Genomic DNA, 22,299 nt, shown 5'->3' on the forward strand with positions numbered 1-22,299 from the left:
GGCGCCGGGAACCGCGCGACCAGCCGCAACGCACCCGCGGCTCTACAGACAGCAGTCCGGGTCCAGCCCCCTGGGCAACAACCAGCCCCCGAACACCGCACACGTCGCCTCATGACCGCCAAGTGCCGCGACAGCGAGGAGCAGTGAGCCCGCCGTCCAGGTGGTGAGTTCGCGCGGCCAGATCGCCTCGGCGTCGAACACGTAGCCCGTCCAGTACAGGCCGCTCTCCTCGTCGCGCAGGTGCTGGATCGACTGGAGGATCTCCAGAGCACGGTCGGACTCGCCCACCGCCCAGAGCGCCAGGGCGAGTTCGGCCGACTCGCCGCCCGTCACCCACGGGTTGGGCACGACGCAGCGCACTCCGAGGCCGGGGACGACGAAGCGTTCCCAGCTCTCCTCGATCCGGGACTTGGACTCCGCAGCCGTCAACGCGCCGCCCAGGACCGGGTAGTACCAGTCCATCGAGTAGCGGTCCTTGTCGAGGAACCGCTCGGGGTGCCGGCGGATCGCGTGCCGTAGCGCGCCCACCGCCAACTCCCAGTCGGGCTGCGGTTCTTCACGTTCCTCGGCGATGGCGAGCGCGCAGCGCAGGGCGTGGTGGACGGACGAACTGCCCGTCAGCAGCCCGTCCTTGACCTCGGTGCCGTCGTCCTCGCGCTTCCACCCGATCTCGCCGCCGGGCTGCTGCAGCTGGAGGACGAACTCGACGGCGGCGAAGACCGTCGGCCACATCCGGTCCAGGAAGTTGTCGTCGCCGGTGGACAGATAGTGGTGCCAGACGCCGACGGCCACGTAGGCGACGAAGTTGGTCTCCCGTCCCCGGTCGGTGACGGCGTCCGCGTCCCCGTCGGCGTACGCGGCGTACCAGGAGCCGTCCTGGAGCTGGTGGGCGGCAAGCCACAAGTACGCCCGCTCGGCGGCCTCGTGCTCACCGGCCGCGTCCAGGGCCATCGCGGCCTCGGTGTGGTCCCACGGGTCGAGATGGTGCCCCCGGAACCACGGGATGGCCCCGTCCTCCCGCTGCTCCGCGAGGATCCCGCGGACGGTGAGGGCGGCCTGCTCGGCGGTGAGGACCCCGGGCAGGACGAGGTGTTCTGTCCGGGGGGTCGTCACTTGGCCGCCACCTCGGCTTCGGCCTTGGCGAGGCTCGGGAGGTGCGGCTTGGTCGCGTACGCCACGAAGCTCTTGCCGATCAGCGGGTTCAGCGCCTGCTCGGCGACCCGGGTGGCCAGCGGTTTCTTCATGATGTCCCAGACCAGCAGCTTGTGGTAGGCGCGCACCGGCAGCACCTTGTCGTTGTCCACGCCGAACGCGCACTTCAGCCACCAGTACGGGGAGTGGAGCGCGTGGGCGTGGTGGGTGCCGTAGGGGTTCAGTCCCGCTTCCCGGATCTTCGCGAGCAGTTCGTCCGCCTTGTAGATGCGGATGTGGCCGCCCTCGACCTCGTGATAGGCGTCGGAGAGGGACCAGCAGATCTTCTCCGGCCCGTAGCGCGGCACGGTGATCGCGATCCGGCCGCCGGGCTTCAGCACCCGGACCATCTCCGCGAGTACGCCCTTGTCGTCCGGGATGTGCTCCATGACCTCGGAGATGATCACGACGTCGAAGGACTCGTCGGGGAACGGCAGGGCCAGGGCGTTGCCCTCCATGGCCGTCGCGGTGGCCCCGGCGGGCGCCTCGCCGGCCTCCTTCATCGCCGCGAACCACTTGGCGACCTCGCGGATCTCGTCGCCGTTCTGGTCGAGCGCGACGACCTGGGCACCACGCCGGTAGCACTCGAACGCGTGCCGCCCGGCTCCGCAGCCGAGGTCCAGGACGCGATCGCCCGGCGCCAGCGGGAACCGGGTGAAGTCGACGGTCAGCACGAAGTCCTGCTTTCGCGGTCGGGGAATTCGAGTGGAGGGTTGGACGAGGCCGCCGTCACGGGGACGGCACCGGCCGGGGCTTTCGGGCCGGACTTCGCGCGGGCCAGGGCCTCGCGGTAGTGCGCTGCCGTGCCCTCCGCCGCTCGGGCCCAGGTGAAGCGGGCCAGTACGCGTTCGCGGCCGGCCCGGCCCAGACGTGCTCTCAGCGCCGGGTCGGCGAGGAGGGTGGCCAGGGCGGTGGCCAGGGCTCCGGGGTCGCCCGGTGGGACCGCCAGGCAGGTTTCGCCGTCGGGGCCGGCCACCTCCGGGATCGCTCCGCCGGTGGTGGCGACCAGGGGCGTACCGGTGGCCATCGCCTCGGCCGCCGGGAGCGAGAAGCCCTCGTACAGGGACGGTACGCAGGCGATCTCCGCCGAGCGCACCAGGTCGACGAGTTCCGGGTCCGAGATGCCCTTCACGAACTCGACGGCACCTTCGAGGCCGTACCGCTCGATGGCCTGGGCGACGGGCCCGTCCTCGGCACGCTTGCCGACGACCACGAGGTGGGCCGCGGGATGTTCCGTACGGACCTTCGCGAGCGCCTCGACGAGGTACACCAGCCCCTTGAGGGGAACGTCCGCGCTGGACGTGGTCACGATGCGGCCCGGTACCTGGCGTGCCGCCGGGTCGGGTGAGAAGAGGTCGGTGTCCGCGCCGATGTGCACGACGTGGATGCGGCTCTCCCGTACGCCGAGATGGTCGACGATCTCCTGGCGCGAGGTACCCGAGACGGTGAGCACGGACGGCAGCCGGCGGGCCACCCGCTTCTGCATACGGGTGAAGCCGTACCAGCGCCGCACGGACATCCGCCGACGCCTGCTGTCGGCCGCGTCCAGGTCCAACTGCCGGTCCACGGTGATGGGGTGGTGGATGGTGGTGACGAGCGGCGCGCCGATGTCACCCAACAGGCCGTACCCGAGTGTCTGGTTGTCGTGCACGACGTCGAACTCACCGCTGCGGGCGCGCAGTTGGCGGCGGGCGCGCAGGGAGAAGGTGAGCGGTTCGGGAAAGCCGCCGGTCCACATCGTGGCGACTTCGAGCGCGTCGATCCAGTCGCGGTACTCGTCACGCCCCGGAGTGCGGAAGGGGTCGGGCTGACGGTAGAGGTCGAGGCTGGGCAGCTCGGTGAGGACGGGGTCGGGACCCGGGGCACGCCCGGCTCGTCCGTCGAGCACGTCCAGCACCGGGTACGGCTGGGAGCCGATGACCTCGACGCGGTGACCGAGCCGGGCCAGTTCGCGGGACAGATGGCGTACGTAGACGCCCTGTCCGCCGCAGAACGGGTTCCCTTTGTAGGTCAGAAGTGCGATGTTGAGCGGTCGCTCGCCGTCCGCTGCAGGATCCCCCGGAGGGCCTGCCTCGCTGGCCTCGGCCGTCACTCCCGGCCCCCTTCTCCCCACGGTTTCCCGCGACACTACGACGGGACGCTAATCTAGAACAAGTTTCAGACTTGATCGTTCAGGAGGCTCCGAATCTACCGGCAGGTACGTCGGCTGTGAGCGGTGGATCAGGTGATTCGCGCCACGGCGGACACACAACCCGAAGTGCCATGCTGCCGACTGCTTGCTGACTGTTTGCTGACAAACGACTGACCGATCGCCGCCCGACGACCGGGCGATCACCGACTGTCACGGAACGGGACCCCATGTCTGCCGACGCGAAGGTGGAAGCACACCCGGCGCGACCGAGTTCGCCGCCGCCCTCCGCTCCGCTCACGGAGCGGCAGGAGGCCCGTCGGCGCCGGATCCTGCACGCGAGCGCGCAGTTGGCGAGCCGGGGCGGTTTCGACGCGGTGCAGATGCGGGAGGTCGCGGAGTCCTCGCAGGTCGCGCTCGGCACGCTCTACCGGTACTTCCCGTCCAAGGTCCATCTGCTGGTCGCCACGATGCAGGACCAGTTGGAACACATGCACGGCACGCTGCGCAAGAAGCCGCCGACGGGCGAGACGGCGGCGGAGCGGGTCGCGGAGACGCTGATGCGCGCCTTCCGCGCCCTGCAGCGTGAGCCGCATCTGGCGGACGCGATGGTGCGGGCGCTGACCTTCGCGGACCGCAGTGTCTCGCCGGAGGTCGACCAGGTCTCCCGCCAGACGACGGCGATCATCCTGGACTCGATGGGGCTGGGTGATCCGGGCGCGGGCCGCCACCCGACTCCCGAGCAGCTGTCGGCGGTTCGCGTCATCGAGCACACGTGGCACTCGGCGCTGGTGACCTGGCTTTCGGGGCGGGCGTCGATCGCGCAGGTGAAGATCGACATCGAGACGGTGTGTCGGCTGATCGACCTGACAGATCCCTCCGGGGAGGGGCGGTAGGGGGTTTCGCCCCCGCCGCCCCTACCCGTCCCATCCCGTTCCTGGGGGCTGCGCCCCCAGACCCCCGCTGTCGGCCCTGAACGGGCCTTGTCCTCAAGCGCCGGACGGGCTGAAGGTGCGGGCCCGCACCGGAGAGGTGCCGCCCGCGCTGGACACATGCGGTGAACGGGCGGGTGGGTGGGAAACCCCCCTCACTCCTCCGGCGGAAACACCGCCTCCCCACCCTCCAGCAGCGTGATCATGATCGCCTCCACCGGGCAGTTCTCCGCCGCGGCCAGCACCTTCTCGTTGGCGTCCGTGTCCGGTTCGACCGGGTGGGACTGCATCCCGTTGTCGAGGCGGAATCCGTCCGGGGCCCGGTGGACGCACTGGGCCGAGCCGATGCACAGCGAGCGGTCCACCTCCACGTGCCAGCGGTCGCCCATGCCCGTTACCCCTCCCAACCGGCCGGGAGGTGGATCATCTTGTGCTCCAGGTACTCGCTGAACCCCTCGGGCCCGAACTCCCGCCCCAGTCCGGAGTTCTTGTAGCCGCCGAACGGGCCGAGCATGTCGAGGCTGAAGGTGTTCACCGAGTACGTCCCGGTACGGACCTGCCGTGCCAGGTCGATGCCGTGCGCGACGTCGGCCGTCCACACGCTGCCGGAGAGCCCGTAGTCGGAGTCGTTCGCGATCTTCACGGCCTCGGACTCGTCGCCGTACGGGAGCAGACAGATGACCGGGCCGAAGATCTCCTCGCGGGCGATGCGCATCGAGTTGTCGACGTCGCCGAAGAGGGTCGGTTCGACGTACCAGCCGCGGTCGAGGCCGGCCGGGCGTCCTCCGCCGGTGAGGATCTTCGCGCCCTCCTCCTGGCCGATGCGGATGTAGTCGAGGTTGCGCTGCTGCTGGCGTTGCGCGACCAGCGGGCCGACCTGGGTCGCCGGGTCGAGCGGGTCGCCGACCACCAGCGCACTCGCGGCCTGGGCGAAGGCGTCCGCGAACTCGTCGTAGCGGGAGCGTGGGAGGAGGATGCGGGTCTGGGCGACGCACGCCTGACCGTTGTTCATCCAGGCCGCGCCGACGATGCCGGGGACGGTGGTGTCGAGGTCGGCGTCGGGCAGTACGACGGCCGCCGACTTGCCGCCCAACTCCAGTGTCACGCGCGTGAGTTGGCGGGAGGCCACCTCCATCACGCGCTTGCCCGCGGCGACCGAGCCGGTGAAGGAGACCTTGTCGATGCCGGGGTGTCCGACGAGGTACTCGCTGACCTCACGGTCGGCCGGGAGGATGGAGAGGACGCCGGGCGGCAGTCCGGCCTCCTTCGTTATCTCCGCGAGGATGTACGCGTCGAGGGGTGACTCGGGCGACGGCTTCAGGACCGCCGTGCAGCCGGCGAGCAGCGCGGGCGCGAGCTTGGCCGCCGCGGTGAACTGCGGGACGTTCCAGGGGACCACGGCGGCGACGACGCCCACCGGTTCGCGCCGGACGAGGATGCGGCCGAGAACGCCGTCGCGCGACTCCTCGTACGTGAAGTCGCGGGCGACGGTGATCGCCGCGTCCCACACCATCATCGCGCCGAGGGCCTGGGCGAGGACGCTCCAGGAGTACGGGGAGCCGTTCTCGGAGGAGATGACGCGGCCGATCTCCTCGTACCGTGCGGCGATGCCGTCCTTGATGCGCGTGACGACGGCGATGCGCTCGTCGAGGGTCATCCGCGGCCAGGGACCCTCGTCGAAGGCGGTGCGCGCGACGGCGACGGCCCGGTCGACGTCGGCCCGCGACGCGTGCGGCACACGGCCGAAGACCTCTTCGGTGTGCGGGGAGATGACCTCGATGACGTCCTTGCCGAGGGGATCGGTCAACTCCCCGCCGATGAACAGCTGTCCGTGTTCCACGAGCTCGGTCATGGCCGACTGCCTCTCGCCGACTACCTCTCCGGGTACCGTCTCTGACGGTTCGTCAGATAGATGGATACGGAGAGAGTTACCAGTTCCCTCCGGAGGAGTCCACAGCTCGCGCACCACAACGAGGGATATGGGGTAAGTGACTCGGGCTCCCATTGAAACCGGTTCTAGTTATAGTGGCTGGCAGCCCAGCCACAGGGGAGCCCATGACACAGGTGTCGACGCAGGTGACCGACCACGGCGGGGGCGTACGGTCCCTCCGGGTGCCCATCCCGAACAACCCCCTCGGATACACGCTGGTCTACGTCGTCGACACGGACGGCGGACCGGTGCTCATCGACACGGGCTGGGACGACCCGCTGTCCTGGGACACCCTCGTCGACGGCCTGTCTGCGTGCGGGACGGCGGTCGGCGATATCCACGGCATGGTGATCACCCACCACCATCCGGACCACCACGGCCTGTCCGGCCAGGTCCGCGAGGCGTCCGGGGCGTGGATCGCGATGCACGAGGCCGACATCGCGCTCGTCCGGCGGACGCGCGACAACCGTGCCGAGCGCTGGCTCGGCTACATGACCGCGAAGCTGGCGGCGGCCGGAGCACCGGCCGACCATGTGGCGACCCTGGGCAGAACACCCGCCGGCATCCTCCCGAACTTCTCGCCGGCGCTGCCCGACCGCGAGATCGTCCCCGGCGAACTCCTCGACCTCCCCGGCCGCCGCCTGCGCGCGATCTGGACGCCGGGCCACACCCCGGGCCACGTCTGCCTCCACCTGGAGGAGGCCCACCCGGCCCGACTCCCGGGCAACGGACGCCTGTTCTCGGGAGATCACCTGCTCCCCGGGATCACCCCGCACATCGGCCTGTACGAGGACCCGGAGGACACGACGACCCCCGACCCCCTTGGCGACTACCTCGACTCCCTGGAACGCATCGGCCGGCTGGCCCCGGCGGAGGTGCTCCCGGCCCACCGCCACGCCTTCCCGGACGCGGCCGTCCGCGTACAGGAACTCCTCGACCACCACGACGAACGCCTCGCCGGCCTCCGCGCCCTGCTCACCACTCCCCTCACCCCCTGGCAGCTGGCGGTACGCATGGAGTGGAACCGCCCCTGGGCCGAAATCCCCCCGGGCTCACGGAACATCGCGGTCTCGGAGGCCGAGGCGCACGTCCGCCGACTGGTCAAGCTGGGCCAGGCGGAGGCCGTGACGGGGAGCGAGCCGGTGACGTACGTGGCGGTGTGAGCGCGGCGGGCGGGCGGTGTGAAATCGGTGCCGTTTGCACGGACCGGTACAGTGGGCAGGTCGTATCACACCCGTACGGGGGGAAGCCGGTGCAAATCCGGCGCTGACCCGCAACCGTGAGCAGCCTGGGCATCGGTCAGGAGCTGTGAGCCGGATTGCCCCGTGCGGATCGTGACCGGCTCGCGTCACCGGCGGTCCGCCGGTGCACGGCACCGTCGAGGCATACGGAGCCGAGCCGCCCGGGGTGTCCCGTGCTGTCCGGCTCCCCGCACGGAGAGGCACCCGCCGATCATGAATGTCCGCCGCAGCGCCACGGCTCTGGCCGTCATCGCCGTCACGCTGGCCGGCGGCGGTCAGGCGTCCGCCGCCTCGCCGTCCCCCTCGGCCGCTCTCCCCGCCGGGCTGTACGGCACCGGCGACCCCACCTACGACGGCGTCTGGCGCCAGTCCCTCGCGCTGCTCGCCCAGGACACCGTCGGGGTGAAGCCGGCCGCCTCGGCCGTGGACTGGCTGGCCGGGCAGCAGTGCGCGAGCGGTGCCTTCGCGCCCTTCCGGGCAAACAGCGGTACGGCCTGCGACGCCAAGACCCTGGTCGACACCAACAGCACCGGCGCCGCCGTCCAGGCGCTCGCCGCCCTCGGCGGGCAGGAGACGGGGGTCGGCAAGGCCGTCGCCTGGCTGAAGTCCGTACAGAACACGGACGGCGGCTGGGGGTACACGGCCGGCGGGGCCAGCGACGCGAACTCCACCTCCGTGGTCGTCGGAGCCCTCGCCGCGGCCGGCGAGCAGCCCGGCACGGTCACCAAGGGCGGGAAGACCCCGTACGACCTGCTGCTGAAGCTGGCTCTTCCGTGCGACGCGACCGGTGGGGGCGCCTTCGCCTACCAGCCGGACAAGAAGGGTGCTCTCGCCGCCAACGACGACGCGACGGCCGCCGCCGTGGTCGGCGTACTGGGGAAGGGGTTCGCCGGGGAGGCCGTGAAGCCGACCGGTGCCGCTTCGGCCTGCTCGGACTCCGACGATCCCGGGCAGGCCGCTCGGAACGGCGCCGCCCACCTCGTACAGGCCCTCGCCAAGGACAAGCACCTGACGTCCGCGCTGGCCGGGGCCGAGGACCAGCCCGACTACGGCAACACCGCCGACGCCGTCGTCGCCCTCGCGACGGCCGGCCAGGCACAGCGGGCGGCCGACGCGTGGCGCTGGCTGGAGGCGAACGCCGGGCCGTGGGCGAAGGGGGCGGGGCCGGCCGCGTACGCGCAGCTGATCCTCGCGGCGCACGCCGAGACCGCCGATCCGCGCGACTTCGGCGGCCAGGACCTGGTGGCCCTCCTCGACGCGACCGGCCCGGCGCCCGCGTCCGTCCCGGCCTCCGTCTCCCCGACTCCCGCCGCCGAGAACAGCGGCAGGGACACCGACAGGGAAACCGACAAGGACGACGGGAGCGGGTTCGGGACGCTCTGGACCGTCGGTGTGTTCCTCGTCGCCGGTATCGGTATCGGTTTCCTGATCAGCGGGCGCAACAAGAGGAAGCAGCGGTCGTGATCCGGCGCCGCGCCCTCCCGCTCCTGGTGGCCGCCCTTCTCCTCGGCCTCTGGGCGAGCGCCGGGCAGGCCCAGGCCGTCGGCTACCGCTACTGGTCCTTCTGGGAGCGCGACGGCGGCGCGTGGACGTACGCCACGCAGGGGCCGTCGACCGCCCGGCCCTCCGACGGTGACGTCCAGGGTTTCCGTTTCGCCGTGAGCCAGGACTCGAAGGACGCCGCCCGGCCGCGCGCCGACGCGGTGTTCGCGGTCGTCTGCGCCAGGACGCCCGCGCAGGACGGCCACAAGCGCGTGGCGCTCGTCATCGACTTCGGTACGCCCGCCGACGCGCCGTCCGGCGAGAGTCCGCCCGCGACGCGTACGGCGTGCGCCCGGGTGTCCCCCGACGCAACCACGGCGGACGCCCTCGCGTCGGTCGCGGGTCCCCTGCGATACGACGCGAGCGCGTTGCTCTGTGCGATCACCGGGTATCCGCGCACCGGCTGCGGCGAGACGGTGGGGGCGGGCAAGTCCGCCGGGGCCACCGATACCGATTCGGACGGTGGCCCGTCCGTCGGCCTGCTCGCGGGGATCGCGGCCGTGGTGGCGCTCGGCGGGGCGGCGATCTGGCAGACACGGCGCCGCCGCCATGCGTGAGCGCTCCGCTGGACACGCGGGTCGTCGTTCACCGCAGGCCGGTGGGGGCTGGTCGCGCCCCGGGGCGAAGCCGCCAATCGATGCAGCCCCGCGCCCCTGTCGGGGCGCGAGTGCGCACCCGACCTCAGCAGCGCCGCTCAGCCACGTCAGCCGCAGCCGGAACGCGTCGGCACCCGTGCACCCCGGTGCCTGGTGGGTCTGGTCCCTGGGGCTCGGGACCGCTGCCACCCGCACCACCAACCCCCTCCTGCTCGGGCTCCTCATCGCCGTCGCCGGCTACGTCGTGGCCACGCATCGCACCGACGCCCCCTGGGCCCGTTCCTACACCGCCTTCGTCAAGCTCGGTCTGGCCGTCCTCGTCATCCGGCTCGTCTTCGCCGTCGTCCTCGGTTCCCCGATCCCCGGCTCGCACGTCCTGCTCACGCTCCCCGAACTCCCGCTCCCCCACTGGGCGCAGGGAGTGCGCGTCGGTGGCCGGGTGACCGCCGAGGGGCTGGTCTTCGCCCTGTACGACGGACTGCGGCTGGCCACGCTGCTGATCTGCGTCGGCGCCGCCAACGCCCTCGCGAACCCGGCCCGTCTCCTCAAGTCCCTCCCCGGCGCCCTGTACGAGATCGGTGTCGCGGTCGTCGTGGCCCTCACCTTCGCGCCGAACCTCGTCGCGGACGTCCAGCGGCTGCGCGCCGCCCGCCGCCTGCGCGGCCGTCCCGACCGGGGCGTACGGGGGCTGCTGCAGGTCGGACTCCCGGTGCTGGAGGGCGCGTTGGAGCGGTCGGTCGCGCTGGCCGCGGCGATGGAGGCGCGCGGATACGGCCGCACCGCCGAGGTCCCGGCCGGCGTCCGCCGTACGACCGGCGCGCTCACCCTGGGCGGCCTGCTCGGCGTCTGCGCGGGCACGTACGGGCTGCTGACGGCGGCGGGCGGCGCCTACGGGCTGCCGGTGCTGCTGGCGGGACTGGCGGCGGCGCTGGGCGGGCTGTGGCTCGGGGGCCGGCGTTCCCTTCGCACCCGGTACCGGCCGGACGAGTGGGGTGTACGGGCGTGGCTGGTCGCGGGGTCGGGGGTGCTGGTGGCGGCGCTGATGATCCTCGCCGCCGGCTCCGCCGGCTCGGCGGCGCTGCGTCCCGGCGTCGTACCACTGGAGTCGCCGACGCTGCCGCTGTGGCCGGCGGCGGCCGTGTTGCTGGGTCTGCTCCCGGCCTTCGCGGCCCCAAGTCCCGCACCCCGCAAGCCCACTGCCGCCGAGGAGCCGTCGTGATCCGCTTCGAGGACGTCTCCGTGACCTACGCGGACGCCGCCGAACCCGCCTGTCGGCACGTCGACTTCGAGGTGCCGGAGGGTGAACTCGTCCTCCTGGTCGGCCCGTCGGGGGTCGGCAAGTCGACGGTTCTCGGCGCCGTGAACGGACTCGTCCCGCACTTCACCGGGGGCACCCTGCGCGGCCGGGTGACCGTGGCCGGCCGCGACACCCGCACCCACAAGCCGCGTGAACTCGCCGATGTGGTCGGCACGGTGGGCCAGGACCCGCTCGCCCACTTCGTGACGGACGTCGTCGAGGACGAACTCGCCTACGGAATGGAGTCGTTGGGGCTCGCACCGGACGTGATGCGCCGCCGGGTGGAGGAGACACTGGACCTGCTCGGTCTGGCCGACCTGCGCGACCGCCCGATCGCCACCCTCTCCGGGGGACAGCGGCAGCGGGTGGCGATCGGCTCCGTCCTCACCCCGCATCCGAGGGTGCTGGTCCTCGACGAACCGACGTCGGCGCTCGACCCGGCGGCGGCGGAGGAAGTGCTGGCGGTCCTGCAGCGCCTCGTCCACGACCTCGGCACGACGGTCCTGATGGCCGAGCACCGCCTGGAACGGGTGGTGCAGTACGCCGACCGCGTCGTCCTTCTGCCCTCCCCCGGCGCACCCCCGGTCGTCGGCACCCCGGCGGACGTGATGGCCCTCTCCCCGGTGTACCCACCCGTGGTCGCCCTGGGCCGCCTGGCAGGCTGGTCCCCGCTGCCCCTGACGGTCCGCGACGCCCGCCGCGGCGCGGGCGACCTGCGGGCGCGACTCGCGGACCAGCCGTACCCGGCACACACACCGACTCCGGTGGCGGCGGTCTCACTCGCCCCACCCCCCGGCCGCCGCCGGCGCTTCCGCCGAAACCCACCGTCGGCGGCACCCCTCGCCCCCGTCCGCCCGGTCCACGCGGCGGAGGTCGACGCCCTCACCGTCCGGCGCGCCCGCGTCGAAGCCCTGCGGCGGGTCGGTCTCACCGTCTCCCCCGGCGAGACCGTCGCCCTGATGGGCCGTAACGGCGCCGGGAAGTCCACGCTGCTCGGGGCGCTGGTCGGCCTCGTCGAACCGGCCGCCGGTTCGGTGCGCGTCGGAGGTGCGGTGCCGCATCGGACGGCGCCCCGGGACCTCGTACGCCGCGTGGGTCTCGTACCGCAGGAGCCACGTGACCTGCTGTACGCCGACACGGTCGCCGCCGAGTGCGCGGCGGCCGACACCGACGCGGGCGCCGAGCCGGGGAGCTGCCGGGCGCTGGTCTCCGAGTTGCTGCCGGGCATCGCGGACGACACGCACCCGCGTGATCTGTCCGAGGGGCAGCGCCTGGCGCTCGCGCTGAGCGTCGTACTGACCGCCCGGCCGCCTCTTCTGCTCCTCGACGAGCCGACCCGGGGTCTCGACTACGGGGCGAAGGCGAGGCTGGTCGGCATCCTGCGCGCTCTGGCCGCCGAGGGGCACGCGATCGTGCTGGCCACCCATGACGTGGAGCTGGCCGCCGAGCTGGCCCACCGGGTGGTGATCCTGGCCGAGGGCGAGGTGGTGGCCGACGGTCCGACGGCGGAGGTGGTCGTGGCGTCACCGTCCTTCGCGCCACAGGTCACCAAGATCCTGGCCCCGCAGCGATGGCTCACGGTCGCCCAGGTGAGGGAGGCCCTGCGATGAGAGGAACCGGCGGGCCCCGTCCCGTCCGGCTCGGAGCGCGTTCCACCGCCGCCCTCGTCCTGGTCGGCGTGGTGGGGGTGGCGGGGTTCGGCTGGCCGTTTCTCGCGCCACCGGCCTCCGCCGTCAGCGCGCACGCGCGGGACGCGCCCTGGCTCTTCGCCGGGCTGCTCGTCCTGCTCGTGGCGGTCGTGGCGGCGACGATCTCCGAGTCGGGCCTCGGCCCGAAGGCGGTGGCGATGCTCGGCGTACTCGCGGCGGCCGGGGCCGCCCTGCGCCCGCTCGGCGCCGGTACGGCCGGGCTGGAGCCCATGTTCTTCCTGATGGTGCTGAGCGGACGGGTCCTCGGCCCCGGCTTCGGGTTCGTCCTCGGCTCGGTGACCATGTTCGCGTCCGCGCTGCTCACGGGCGGGGTGGGGCCCTGGATGCCGTTCCAGATGCTGGCGATGGGCTGGTTCACGATGGGCGCTGGCCTGCTGCCGGGCGCCGAGCGCCTGCGCGGCCGGGCGGAGCTGCTCCTTCTGGCCGGCTACGGCTTCCTGGCCGCCGTCGCGTACGGCACGGTCATGAACCTGGCGGGCTGGCCCTTCATGGGTGAGCTGGCCTCGAACATCGCCTTCGTGCCGGACGCGCCGCTGGCCACGAACCTGGCCCGCTTCGTCACGTACTGCCTGGCGACCTCGCTCGGCTGGGACCTGGGGCGCGCGGTCCTCACCGTCGTCCTGACCCTCACCCTCGGTTCGACCGTCCTCAAGGCGCTGCGCCGAGCCACGCGACGGGCCGCGTTCGAGAGCCAGGTCACTTTCGACGCGCCCGGCGCGTGAAGCGGCCCACAGGACCCAGATCACCTACGAGGCGGATTAGTAGATCGAAGTCCATGTCATGCCCACACAGAAACCGCCTCTGACCTGCGCATTGAGAGCCAGATCACAAAGAGCACGTACAGCCCACATACGACCACAACTAGCAAAAGGGGTGATTGCGGACGGCCTTCGAGCCTGTTTCTCTGGAGCAGTCGCACGGCGCCGACGAACCCTCACGGGTCGCGGCGCCGCCGCATGTCACCGCCACACACGCAGAACCGCAGCATGTGGCACCGGCTCGCCGCGACGGCCCTGTTCCCGAAGAAAAGGTTCTCCGTGTTCGTCTCCCGCATCGCCCGCCACCTCGCCTCCCCGAAGAAGGCCCTCACGACCGCCGCCGTGGCCGCCGCCACCGCCGGTATGGTCCTGGCCGCGGCTCCCGCCGAGGCCGCGACCACCTCCTCGGCAGCCGGCGCCAAGGCGATCGCGCAGAAGCTGATCCCGAACGACGCGCAGTACAACGCGTTCAGCAAGATCGTCGAGCGCGAGAGCGGCTGGAACGTCGCCGCCACGAACGCCTCCTCCGGCGCGTACGGCCTGGTCCAGGCCCTGCCCGGCTCGAAGATGGCCTCGGCCGGCTCCGACTGGAGGACCAGCGCCGCCACCCAGATCGAGTGGGGCCTCAAGTACATGAACGAGCGCTACGGCAGCCCGGTCGGCGCCTGGAACTTCTGGCAGACCCACCACTGGTACTGAGCCGTCCCGGCAGTAGACCTGTAGGCCCTTACGAAGGCGCCGGTCCCCGATCATCTCGGGGACCGGCGCCTTCGTGCTCCCCCTCCCCCGTTCTCCCCGCACCCCTCCTTACCGCCCCTTCACGTCCCCGTGGTGGACTGGACCGGTGAGCACCGAGGCACCCGAGCCGTCGCCGCCGTCGCACGATCCCGAATCGCGCGGTCTGCGTCTTGTGGGCGTACTGCTGGTGCTGACGGTGGTCAGCGGGCTGATCGACGCCGTCAGCTATCTCGGGTTCGGTCATGTGTTCACCGCCAACATGACCGGCAACGTCGTCGTGCTGGGCTTCGCCGCCGCCGGGGCGCCCGGTTTCTCCGTACCGCACACTCTGGTGTCGCTGGTTTCGTTCGTGCTGGGCGCGGTGGCCGGCGGGCGGGTCGCGGGGCGTATGGGCGGCGGTTCGCGCCGGAGGTGGGCCCGGGTCACCCTCGCCGTCGAGGCGGTGTTCCTGGGCGCGTCCGCGGTGGTGGCCTTCGCGGCACCGGACGCGACGGCCACCGTCTACACGCTGATCGCCGTCACGGCCTTCGCGATGGGCCTGCGCAACGCGACGGTACGCAGGCTGGGCGTCCCCGACCTGACGACCACCGTCCTGACGATGACCCTCACCGGCCTCGCCGCCGACTCGCGCGCGGCCGGCGGCTCGGGCAGGCACTCCCCGCGCCGCTCCGCGTCGGTCGTGGCGATGGCGCTGGGCGCGCTGCTCGGCGCCTGGCTGGTGATCCACCACGGCCTGGGAATTCCGCTCCTCGTCGCGGCCGTACTGGTGGCGGTGCTGGCGGTGAGCACGTCGGGAAAGGAGTGAGCGGGGGCCAAGTGGGCCCGCGTGAGGCGACTCGAGTGGCTACTGATTCATAACACTTCGCGATCACTCTCCGTGGGGCAGCACCGCCCGACGGGCCCCCACAGGGGCTCCCCCGGCCCCCTCACAACCCACATGACCTGCACTGTCCGCGTCGGTGAGCGGGATTCTCACCCTCCTCGTACCGTCGTCAACGGATCATGCCCAGACATGGCCGGACAGAGTCGGGGGTACCCACCGGGCCCACGAAGGGCCGGAGCGGAGCATACTGGCGTCAATGACAAAGACAGCGGTAACGCGGGCCCATCTGGCCACCAGCCCCTTCAAAGCCCCTGTGGCACCCCCTACCAAGCTGTTCGCGGTAGGAGACCGGGTCACTCACGACGTCTTCGGCCTCGGCCGGGTGACCACCGTTGAGGACGGCATCGCAGTACTCGTCGACTTCGGCGGGCGTCAGGAACGGATCATCAGTCCCTACGCCAAGCTGACAGTGCTGTAGATCTGCCGTGCCGTTTCGAGGATCAGGAGACCTTCCATCGAGCTGACTTCACTGTTCTCCGCGCCGGAACCCACCAAGTTCCACGCGAGGGCTGATTCGCCGACCCCGGAGATCGACCCCTTCCAGGCGCCGGCCTTCCGGGAGGGCACTTCCGGCGCCTCCGGCACCCCGGCCGAGGACCCCGGCATCTGGGAGCAGCTCTGAGCCGCGCCACCACGTCCGCGTGACCGCAGACCGAATCGCCCAGTGACGGATCACGGGCTCCCGGGTGCCTCAAGGACCTTCAGGACCGAGGCATCGGAAGCGCGTACACCTTGTCGTAGTGCTGGGCGATCAGCGGATGGTCGGTCCCGGCGTCGGTGCCGCACGAGAGCTGCCAGTTGTTGATGCCGGTGTCCCGGCCGTCGGTGAAGTTCCAGAGCAGTTCACCCCGCCGGGCATCGATCGCGTAGAAGCCGTCCTTGTTGGCATCGGCCGTGACGAACACCGCGTCACCGCCCGCGACCAGGGGATTCTCCAGGTTCAGCTGCGGGGTTTCGCAGAACCAGCGCCGGGAGCCGTCGGCGGCGTCGAACGCCGCGACGCCATGCGGGCTCCTCGTGGTGCAGTACACCGTGTCGCCCGCGGCGGCGACGGAGGCGAAGCCGCCGTTCTCCTGCCGCGCCCGCCAGCGCAGCGCCCCGGACACCAGATCCACGGCGACGAGCTCGCTGTCGGCCGCGAAGACGGTGTTGTCGAGCACCACCGGGGCCGACCGGGTCTCCGAACCCGACGCCATGGGCCGGCTCCACAGGACGCTCCCGCGGGCGTCGCCGCCGCGTGCCGTCAGACGGTGCAGCCCGTCCACGTAGACGAAGCGGTCGGCGTCGATGAACGGCTTCAGGTCGAGGCCGATGTCCTCCTTGCTGATGGGGATGACCTGGGCCAGGCGCTCCTTCAGATCCGTACCGAGGACGACGTTCGTCGAGGTGGCCGGCCCCCTGGATCCGTCCGGCCGGTCCTGGCGGTCGAACCGCAGTCCGACGATGGTGGCGGTTCCGACGGCCCCGCCGAGCAGCGTGTCGAACCGGAAGTCCGTCCCGAAGTCCAGCGAGTACCGCTCGGCGCCCGTGACCGGGTCGACGCCGATCACGGTCGCGCCGGTGCCGAGGGCGACGACCACGTCCCCGAGGACCAGGGGCGGGGTGGGCGACTGGCTGATGCCCCGGTAGGTCCAGCGGGGACTGGCACCGTCGGTGAGGCCGAGGCAGAACAAGCTGCCGGACTGCGTCTTCAGCAGGGCCGTCTCGTTGTAGAAGACCGCCGGTGCCTGGACCAGCGGTTCGCTGCGATACGTCCACAGCGGTTCCGGCGCCGGACCGGCCGGTGTCGCCACGCTGCCGGACCTGTCCCTGGATCCGTGGAGCAGTGCGGTGACGCCGGTGCCCAGGGCGAGTGCGGCGACCCCGAGGACACGCCGACGGGAGAGGTGCGGCCGGGGTGAGCGGCGGGCGCGGTGGGTGCCCCGCTCGGGCGACTGCGCGGGGGGCTGCGCGGGCGGCTGTTCCTGGGGCGGGGCGGGCTTCGGTTCCCCGGGGAAGACGACGCGCTGGGAGCCGCTGATCCCGCCGTCCGCGACGAGGCGCCGAACGGCCGCCAGACGCGGGTCGACGCGGAGGCCACCGGGGGCGGACGTGGAGGTGGGAGCGGAGGCGGCGGCCGTCACGGTGGCGTGGGCCGGCTGCCGCCCGACGACGTCCACTCTCGGGTCGAGGCCGAGGCCGAGGTCCAGGTCCATGAGGACGGCGGCCTGGCGTCTTATCGCGGAGGTGACGGTTTCCGGCAGCCAGCCGTTCCAGTCCAGCGCGTCGGCGCCGCCGGGCGCGCAGGCCGCCGACACGCGGTCCGGGCTGGGCCGGGCCGCCGGGGGCTTCTCCAGACACAACCGGATGATCGTCTCCAGCGGGTCCTTGACCCCCGTCAGGTCGGGCGTGCCGTGCACCACCTGGTACAGCAGGGTGGCCGCCGACGCGCCGTCGAAGGGCGCCTTCCCTGTGGCCGCGTAGGCCAGGACCGAGCCGAGGCAGAACACGTCGCCCGCCGGGCCCATCGGGTCCCCGGTGGCGTGCTCGGGGCACATGTAGCGCGGCGAGCCCAACAGCACGCCGGACAGGGTGAGTTCGTAGCCGTCGGTGGCGCGGACGATGCCGAAGTCGATGACGCGCGGGCCCTCGGCGGAGAGCAGCACGTTGGACGGTTTGAGGTCGCGGTGCACCAGCCCCGCGGAGTGCACGGCGATCAGCGCCTCGGCGAGTCCGGCGCCGAGGGCCAGTGCGGTGCTCGGTGGCAGCGGTCCGTACGCCTCGACCGCTTCGGCCAGTGTCGGGCCGACGATGTGCGTGGTGGCCAGCCAGGGGACGGGGCCGTCCGGGTCGGCGTCCACGACGGACGCCGTGTAGGTGCCGCTGACCGCCCGCGCGGCGTCCACCTCGCGGCGGAACCGGTCGCGGAAGGCCTTGCCCGAGGCCAGCTCGGGACGGATGACCTTGACGGCCACGGTCTGTTGCCGGTCGTCCTTGGCGAGGAAGACCTCGCCCATCCCTCCGGCCCCGAGTCGCGCGACAGGACGGTACGGCCCCAGCCGCTCCGGATCCGTGGGACGAAGTGGCTCCATGGTCCTCAGCTCGCCTGTTCCCCGTCTGATCCCCGTCGAATGAGTTTGGGGGGAGAGTAGGTGCTGGAGGGACGGTTGGCGTACGCAATCGAGTAACTCATGGCCATTACTTGAGACTTCAGGCAGGGACTGTCCGGACGTTACTCGTGACCTCAGGACGAATCAGGCACCTCTACGGCCCTCAGCTCAGCGTCGCGTACACGATGAGGTTGTTCACAGGGTGCCCCTGCGCGTCGAAGTCGCCGTCGCACGTGATGAGCCGCAGGGCACGGTCCTTGGTCGGGCCGTAGACCTTCTCCGTGGGGAAGGCCGTCTTGCCGACGCTCTCCATGGCCGTCACGGAGAAGTGGGCGGTTTTTCCCGAGGCGTCGGTGACCGTGATGTCCGCGCCCTTGGTGATCTTCTTGAGGTCGTGGAAGACGGCCTTGCCGAAGTGGGTGTCGTTGTGGCCGATGATGACGGCCGCGCCGACCTCCCCGGGCACGGCACCGCCCGTGTACCAGCCCGCGGTCATCCCCTTGTCGGCCGGCGGGACCTCGACCGTGCCGTCCGGGTTGAGGCCGAGCTCCAGCAGCGAACTGGTGATCCCCACGGAGGGGATGGCGATCTCGGCGGGAGCCGCCGGGGCCTCGGGGGCCGGGGCCGTCGCGGACCGTTCCGCCTCGGGGGCACCGGACACGGCCGGCGGGACGACCCGGACCGTCGGGTCGGGGGTGGACGAGCAGCCGGTGAGCACGGTGGCGAGCGTGAGCAGGGCGACGGTCGCGAAGAGGCGGGCCCGGGACAGGGCCTGACGGTGTGCAGAGGGCAACGCGAGCTCCAGAACAGGGTGCGGGTGCGAGAATTCGCCGGGAACGCGCAGGGCGCCGCCTGGTGAAGGGCGGCGCCACCGTTTCGTACGAGAGGTCGTGCTGCCGGATCAGCCTTCGCGGCGGGCGGTGGTGCGGCGGCGCACCACGTAGGTGCCGGCGCCCGCGAGCAGCAGTGCGCCCGTGGCCGAGCCGATGAGGGTGCCGGTGTTGTTGTCGTCCTGGGCGGGGGCCTCGCCCGCGGCGACACCGCCACGCGGGTAGTCCTTGCCTCCGCGCTTCTGGGCTTCCATGGCCTTCCGGGCCTCGGCCTCCTTGAGCGTCCTGGCGTCCTCGGCCTTCTTCTTCGCCAGGGCCTCCTTGTCGGCCGGGGTCGAGTCGGTCGCGCCCGGCGTCGGAGTCGGGTCGGTGGCGAAGGCCGCGGTGGCCGGGACGAGCAGCGCGCCGGCCGCGACGCCGGTCAGGACGGCGATGCGAAGAGTGCTCAGCGGGCGCAGGGTGAGACGGCGGGACATGTAAGGGCTCCAGTTCCAGCCCGGCTTGGTCGTTCCTGGTTGCCGATCCGCACCAGGTTCCGGGCATGGCCCCACCCTGACGGCCACTTGTGAGGAAACTGTCAGAGCGCTGTCGTCATCCCATCAGGGTCGGTGGAAGACCTCACCGGCAACCGCAGGGTGAAGGTGGCCCCCTCACCTTCCGTGCTCGCGACGTCCACCGTGCCGCCGTGGGCCTCGGCGAGCTTGAGGACGATCGCCAGCCCGAGGCCGCTGCCGCCGGTGCTGCGGTTGCGGGACTTCTCCGCCCGCCAGAAGCGGTCGAACACGTACGGGAGATCGCCCGCCGGGATGCCGCTGCCGGTGTCGGCCACCTCGACGGCGAGCTCGTCGCCCGCCTCGGTGACGTACCAACGCAGGGTCACCGAGCCGTCGGCCGGGGTGTGGCGTACCGCGTTGGAGAGCAGGTTGCTGACGGTCTGGCGCAGCCGCACGGGGTCGGCGTCGAGGAGCGGTGGGCGAGGGGTGCCCGGCGGGGTCGGCAGGACCGTGAGGGTGACGCCCGCCGTCTCGGCCGGCCCCTGGTGTGCGGAGGCGACCTGGCCCAGGAGTTCGTCGATCCGTACCGGCTTCAGATGCAGTCGCAGTGCGCCCGCGTCGGCCGCGCCCAGGTCCTGGAGGTCGTTGATGAGGTGCTGGAGCTGCACCGCCTCCTCCAGGAGCGAGGAGACGAACGCCGGGTCCGGCACGGCCAGTCCGTCGTGGGCCGCCTCGAGCCAGCCCCGGATGTTGCTCAGCGGCGTACGCAGCTCATGGGCGACGTCGCTGACCATCACCTTGCGCTGCTCCTCCAGACGGGCCCGGTGCGCGGCCATGTCGTTGAAGGCCGCCGTCAGCCGCCCGATCTCGTTGTCGGAGACAACGGGCACGGGCACCGGCGGCGAGTCCAGGCCGTCCCGCATGCGCTGGGCGGCACCGGTGAGGGCGTGCAGGGGGCGTACGAGCCTGGCTCCCGCGAGGACGGAGGCGCCGACGGTGAGGGCGAGGACCAGGGCGGTGACCCCGGCGATGCGTGCGGTGTTGGCCCGGGAGAGGTCGAAGCCGGGGACTCCGGCCGCGCCGGGGCCCTCGATGAACAGCAGGGCGAGCGGCGCGACATAGGCCGTGAGCTGTTCGCGGCGGGCGGCGTCGACGCAGGAGGCCACAGCCCGGTCGTACCCGCTGCCGCGGACCTCGGGTGAGGTGTAGTCGAAGACGCCGCCGACGCCGGCCTTGCGCTGGGCCGTCGCCGCGTCCTCGGCCTTCTTGGCGGCGAGGGCCGCCGCCTCCCGCTTGCTGAGGCCCTCCGGGTCGGAGCTCGCGTCGTCCTGCCCGTACAGGTAGCCGCGGTCCCAGGACAGGTCGAGGTTCAGTTTCACGGCCGTACGGTCCTGTCGTTTCAGGCAGGCGTCGGCGAGTTGGTTGAGGGCGGCGAGGGCCTTGCGTTCGGTCGGGGTGGGTCCGATCGGGAAGGACGCCAGACACTTGGCGTCCAGGTCACGCTCGGTCACGCCGGCGGTCCCGCCGTCGGTCTCGTCGCTCACGAACTGGACGCGGGGCCGCCCGCCCGGGCTCTCGACGATGTCGGCGGCGATACCCATCTTGCTGAGGCACCGCACCCGCCCGGCGGCCGCCGTCCGCAGCGCGGCGCGTTCCTTCGCGGGCAGCCGGAAGGGCCCCACGGCCCGTGGATCGACGCTGTCCGCTCCGGCTCCGGCCGCGTCGGGCACCAGCAAGGTGTCGACGGCCAGCGGGTCCACGACCGCCGAGGGCTGCGGCGCGAGGGAGACCGCCGCCGAACCGCCGTCCGTGGAGCGCGAGTCGGCCGAGTCGACGAACGGGCGTCGGCCCTGGTTGGTGAGCACGATCCGGCGCCCGGACTTCTGGGCCAGTTCGCGCACGGTGGTGTCGACGCCGGCCCAGTCGGGGTGGGTGGCCGCGTATCCGAGGAGGGTGTTGTAGATCTGCGCGTCGGACTGGAGGGTCTGGCCCTGCTCCTGGCGGATCGCGACGGAGGTCGTCTGCACGGCCAGCCAGGCGGTCGCGGCGACCGAGCAGGAGGCCACCAGCGCCGACACGGTCAACAGCCGCCCCGCCAGGCTCTTGCGGAGCGGCAGCCGACCCCCAGGGCCGCCCCTCCGGTCAGGACCGCGCATGGCGCACGTTCTTCGCGGGGTCCGTGAGCTTGTAGCCGACGCCGAAGACTGTGAGGAGGCGGGACGGCCGTCCGGGGGCGGGCTCGATCTTCTTGCGCAGGTTCATGACGTGCACGTCGACGGTCCGGCCGCTGATGTACTTGTCGAAGCCGTGCAGTTCCTCCAGGAGCCGCGCCCTGGTGAAGACCCGGCCGGGCTCGGCCGCCATCGCCGAGAGGATACGGAACTCGCCGGGCGTGCACTCGACGGGCGCCCCGGCGACGGACACCTCGTGGCGCGCGGGGTCGACCCTGAGCGCGCCGACCACCAACACCTTCTCGTCCGGGTCCGGTTCGGGTACCGGCGCGGAAGCCCGGGCGGGTACGGCCACGGGGGCCGGGTCGGTGCCGCGCCGGTTGCGGCGCAGCAACGTCCTCACCCTGGCCGTCAGTTCGCGTGGACTGAACGGCTTGGTCATGTAGTCGTCGGCGCCGAGATCGAGGCCGAGCAGCAGGTCGTCCTCGGTGCTGCGGGCCGTCAGCATCAGCACCGGCACCTCCCGGCGCTCGGCGCGCAGGATCCGTACGACGTCGAGGCCGTCGGCTCCCGGCATCATCACGTCGAGGACGACCAGGTCGGGTTCCTGGTGCCGGACCGCTTCCAGAGCAGTCCGGCCGTCCTCGACGATCGTGACCGTGTGACCCTCGTGCTCCAGATAGCGGCGCACCAGTTCGGCCTGCTTCGCGTCGTCTTCGGCGACCATGATGTTTGCGCACACGCCGCAGATCGTAGCGAGCGCCGGCGCC

The 22,299-nt window shown here is 72.0% G+C and carries 20 protein-coding genes and 1 riboswitch; of the genes, 10 read left to right on the forward strand and 10 right to left on the reverse strand.

Features of this window, described 5'->3' with window-relative positions; translation table 11 throughout:
- Window positions 1-42: 42 nt before the first annotated feature.
- Genes PV734_RS21975 through PV734_RS21985 form a run of 3 tightly spaced genes read right to left on the reverse strand, consistent with a single transcriptional unit; the run spans window position 43 to window position 3,283 of the window.
- A complete protein-coding gene (locus tag PV734_RS21975; protein ID WP_319093093.1) occupies window positions 43-1,113 on the reverse strand; it encodes a prenyltransferase in 1,071 nt (356 codons plus the stop codon).
- Window positions 1,110-1,865, reverse strand: coding sequence for a class I SAM-dependent methyltransferase (locus tag PV734_RS21980; RefSeq protein WP_319291170.1), 756 nt, complete (start codon window positions 1,863-1,865; stop codon window positions 1,110-1,112). The genes PV734_RS21975 and PV734_RS21980 overlap by 4 nt, the downstream gene beginning before the upstream one ends.
- A complete protein-coding gene (locus PV734_RS21985) occupies window positions 1,859-3,283 on the reverse strand; it encodes a glycosyltransferase family 4 protein (RefSeq protein WP_319291171.1) in 1,425 nt (474 codons plus the stop codon). The genes PV734_RS21980 and PV734_RS21985 overlap by 7 nt, the downstream gene beginning before the upstream one ends.
- 266 nt (window positions 3,284-3,549) lie before the next feature.
- Here PV734_RS21985 and PV734_RS21990 point away from each other — a divergent pair, with 266 nt between their 5' ends.
- Entirely contained in the window at window positions 3,550-4,215 is a 666-nt protein-coding gene (locus PV734_RS21990; RefSeq protein ID WP_319093096.1) for a TetR family transcriptional regulator, read from the forward strand.
- A gap of 191 nt (window positions 4,216-4,406) precedes the next feature.
- Here PV734_RS21990 and PV734_RS21995 read toward each other — a convergent pair whose 3' ends face one another.
- Entirely contained in the window at window positions 4,407-4,640 is a 234-nt protein-coding gene (locus tag PV734_RS21995) for a ferredoxin (RefSeq protein ID WP_319291172.1), read from the reverse strand.
- Window positions 4,641-4,645: 5 nt separating this feature from the next.
- The gene (locus tag PV734_RS22000) at window positions 4,646-6,103 is read right to left on the reverse strand and encodes an aldehyde dehydrogenase (protein ID WP_319093098.1); all 1,458 of its coding nucleotides are present in this window, start codon (window positions 6,101-6,103) and stop codon (window positions 4,646-4,648) included.
- 203 nt (window positions 6,104-6,306) lie between these two features.
- Between PV734_RS22000 and PV734_RS22005 the strand changes: the two genes are divergently transcribed.
- From PV734_RS22005 to PV734_RS22045, 9 genes are all read left to right on the forward strand, one after another.
- A complete protein-coding gene (locus tag PV734_RS22005; RefSeq protein ID WP_319093099.1) occupies window positions 6,307-7,344 on the forward strand; it encodes an MBL fold metallo-hydrolase in 1,038 nt (345 codons plus the stop codon).
- 21 nt (window positions 7,345-7,365) lie between these two features.
- A riboswitch (cobalamin riboswitch) is annotated at window positions 7,366-7,525 on the forward strand.
- Between the two features lie 110 nt (window positions 7,526-7,635).
- Window positions 7,636-8,886: a prenyltransferase/squalene oxidase repeat-containing protein gene (locus PV734_RS22010; RefSeq protein WP_319093100.1), complete on the forward strand. Its 1,251-nt coding sequence runs from the start codon at window positions 7,636-7,638 to the stop codon at window positions 8,884-8,886.
- Window positions 8,883-9,521 carry an SCO2322 family protein gene (locus PV734_RS22015; RefSeq protein ID WP_319093101.1) on the forward strand — a complete coding sequence of 213 codons (639 nt, stop codon included), beginning with the start codon at window positions 8,883-8,885 and terminating at the stop codon, window positions 9,519-9,521. The genes PV734_RS22010 and PV734_RS22015 overlap by 4 nt, the downstream gene beginning before the upstream one ends.
- Window positions 9,427-10,779: an energy-coupling factor transporter transmembrane component T gene (locus tag PV734_RS22020; RefSeq protein ID WP_319093102.1), complete on the forward strand. Its 1,353-nt coding sequence runs from the start codon at window positions 9,427-9,429 to the stop codon at window positions 10,777-10,779. The genes PV734_RS22015 and PV734_RS22020 overlap by 95 nt, the downstream gene beginning before the upstream one ends.
- A complete protein-coding gene (locus PV734_RS22025; RefSeq protein WP_319291173.1) occupies window positions 10,776-12,467 on the forward strand; it encodes an ABC transporter ATP-binding protein in 1,692 nt (563 codons plus the stop codon). The genes PV734_RS22020 and PV734_RS22025 overlap by 4 nt, the downstream gene beginning before the upstream one ends.
- Window positions 12,464-13,288, forward strand: a complete 825-nt coding sequence (locus PV734_RS22030) for an ECF transporter S component (RefSeq protein WP_319093104.1) — start codon at window positions 12,464-12,466, stop codon at window positions 13,286-13,288. Before PV734_RS22025 ends, PV734_RS22030 begins: the two co-directional genes overlap by 4 nt.
- A gap of 315 nt (window positions 13,289-13,603) precedes the next feature.
- Complete coding sequence (locus PV734_RS22035) at window positions 13,604-14,023, forward strand: transglycosylase SLT domain-containing protein (protein ID WP_319093457.1); 420 nt, start codon at window positions 13,604-13,606, stop codon at window positions 14,021-14,023.
- 145 nt (window positions 14,024-14,168) lie between these two features.
- Window positions 14,169-14,867 (forward strand): YoaK family protein, encoded by a 699-nt coding sequence (locus tag PV734_RS22040; RefSeq protein WP_319093105.1) that lies wholly within the window; start codon window positions 14,169-14,171, stop codon window positions 14,865-14,867.
- A gap of 274 nt (window positions 14,868-15,141) precedes the next feature.
- Window positions 15,142-15,363, forward strand: coding sequence for a hypothetical protein (locus PV734_RS22045; RefSeq protein WP_044473203.1), 222 nt, complete (start codon window positions 15,142-15,144; stop codon window positions 15,361-15,363).
- Between the two features lie 283 nt (window positions 15,364-15,646).
- Here PV734_RS22045 and PV734_RS22050 read toward each other — a convergent pair whose 3' ends face one another.
- The 5 genes from PV734_RS22050 to PV734_RS22070 form a co-directional block, all read right to left on the reverse strand.
- Window positions 15,647-18,016: a protein kinase domain-containing protein gene (locus PV734_RS22050; protein WP_319093106.1), complete on the reverse strand. Its 2,370-nt coding sequence runs from the start codon at window positions 18,014-18,016 to the stop codon at window positions 15,647-15,649.
- A 181-nt stretch (window positions 18,017-18,197) separates the two neighbouring features.
- On the reverse strand, window positions 18,198-18,827 hold the full coding sequence (locus tag PV734_RS22055; protein ID WP_415924244.1) for a class F sortase: 630 nt from the start codon (window positions 18,825-18,827) through the stop codon (window positions 18,198-18,200).
- A gap of 108 nt (window positions 18,828-18,935) precedes the next feature.
- Entirely contained in the window at window positions 18,936-19,340 is a 405-nt protein-coding gene (locus PV734_RS22060; protein WP_319291175.1) for a sortase-dependent protein, read from the reverse strand.
- 101 nt (window positions 19,341-19,441) lie between these two features.
- Complete coding sequence (locus PV734_RS22065) at window positions 19,442-21,514, reverse strand: HAMP domain-containing sensor histidine kinase (protein ID WP_319291181.1); 2,073 nt, start codon at window positions 21,512-21,514, stop codon at window positions 19,442-19,444.
- On the reverse strand, window positions 21,501-22,271 hold the full coding sequence (locus tag PV734_RS22070) for a response regulator transcription factor (protein WP_319093109.1): 771 nt from the start codon (window positions 22,269-22,271) through the stop codon (window positions 21,501-21,503). The genes PV734_RS22065 and PV734_RS22070 overlap by 14 nt, the downstream gene beginning before the upstream one ends.
- Window positions 22,272-22,299 lie beyond the last annotated feature (28 nt).

It is taken from the genome of Streptomyces sp. AK08-02, from assembly GCF_033795085.1.
GTDB classification, from domain to species: domain Bacteria; phylum Actinomycetota; class Actinomycetes; order Streptomycetales; family Streptomycetaceae; genus Streptomyces; species Streptomyces echiniscabiei.

Bases quoted from the DNA above. Each gene is read 5' to 3' on its own strand.
- PV734_RS22050 (WP_319093106.1), bottom strand. From the start codon at position 18,016: ATGGAGCCACTTCGTCCCACGGATCCGGAGCGGCTGGGGCCGTACCGT.
- PV734_RS22010 (WP_319093100.1), top strand. From the start codon at position 7,636: ATGAATGTCCGCCGCAGCGCCACGGCTCTGGCCGTCATCGCCGTCACG.
- PV734_RS22000 (WP_319093098.1), bottom strand. From the start codon at position 6,103: ATGACCGAGCTCGTGGAACACGGACAGCTGTTCATCGGCGGGGAGTTG.
- PV734_RS21990 (WP_319093096.1), top strand. From the start codon at position 3,550: ATGTCTGCCGACGCGAAGGTGGAAGCACACCCGGCGCGACCGAGTTCG.
- PV734_RS22065 (WP_319291181.1), bottom strand. From the start codon at position 21,514: ATGCGCGGTCCTGACCGGAGGGGCGGCCCTGGGGGTCGGCTGCCGCTC.
- PV734_RS22005 (WP_319093099.1), top strand. From the start codon at position 6,307: ATGACACAGGTGTCGACGCAGGTGACCGACCACGGCGGGGGCGTACGG.
- PV734_RS22030 (WP_319093104.1), top strand. From the start codon at position 12,464: ATGAGAGGAACCGGCGGGCCCCGTCCCGTCCGGCTCGGAGCGCGTTCC.
- PV734_RS22060 (WP_319291175.1), bottom strand. From the start codon at position 19,340: ATGTCCCGCCGTCTCACCCTGCGCCCGCTGAGCACTCTTCGCATCGCC.
- PV734_RS22045 (WP_044473203.1), top strand. From the start codon at position 15,142: ATGACAAAGACAGCGGTAACGCGGGCCCATCTGGCCACCAGCCCCTTC.
- PV734_RS21995 (WP_319291172.1), bottom strand. From the start codon at position 4,640: ATGGGCGACCGCTGGCACGTGGAGGTGGACCGCTCGCTGTGCATCGGC.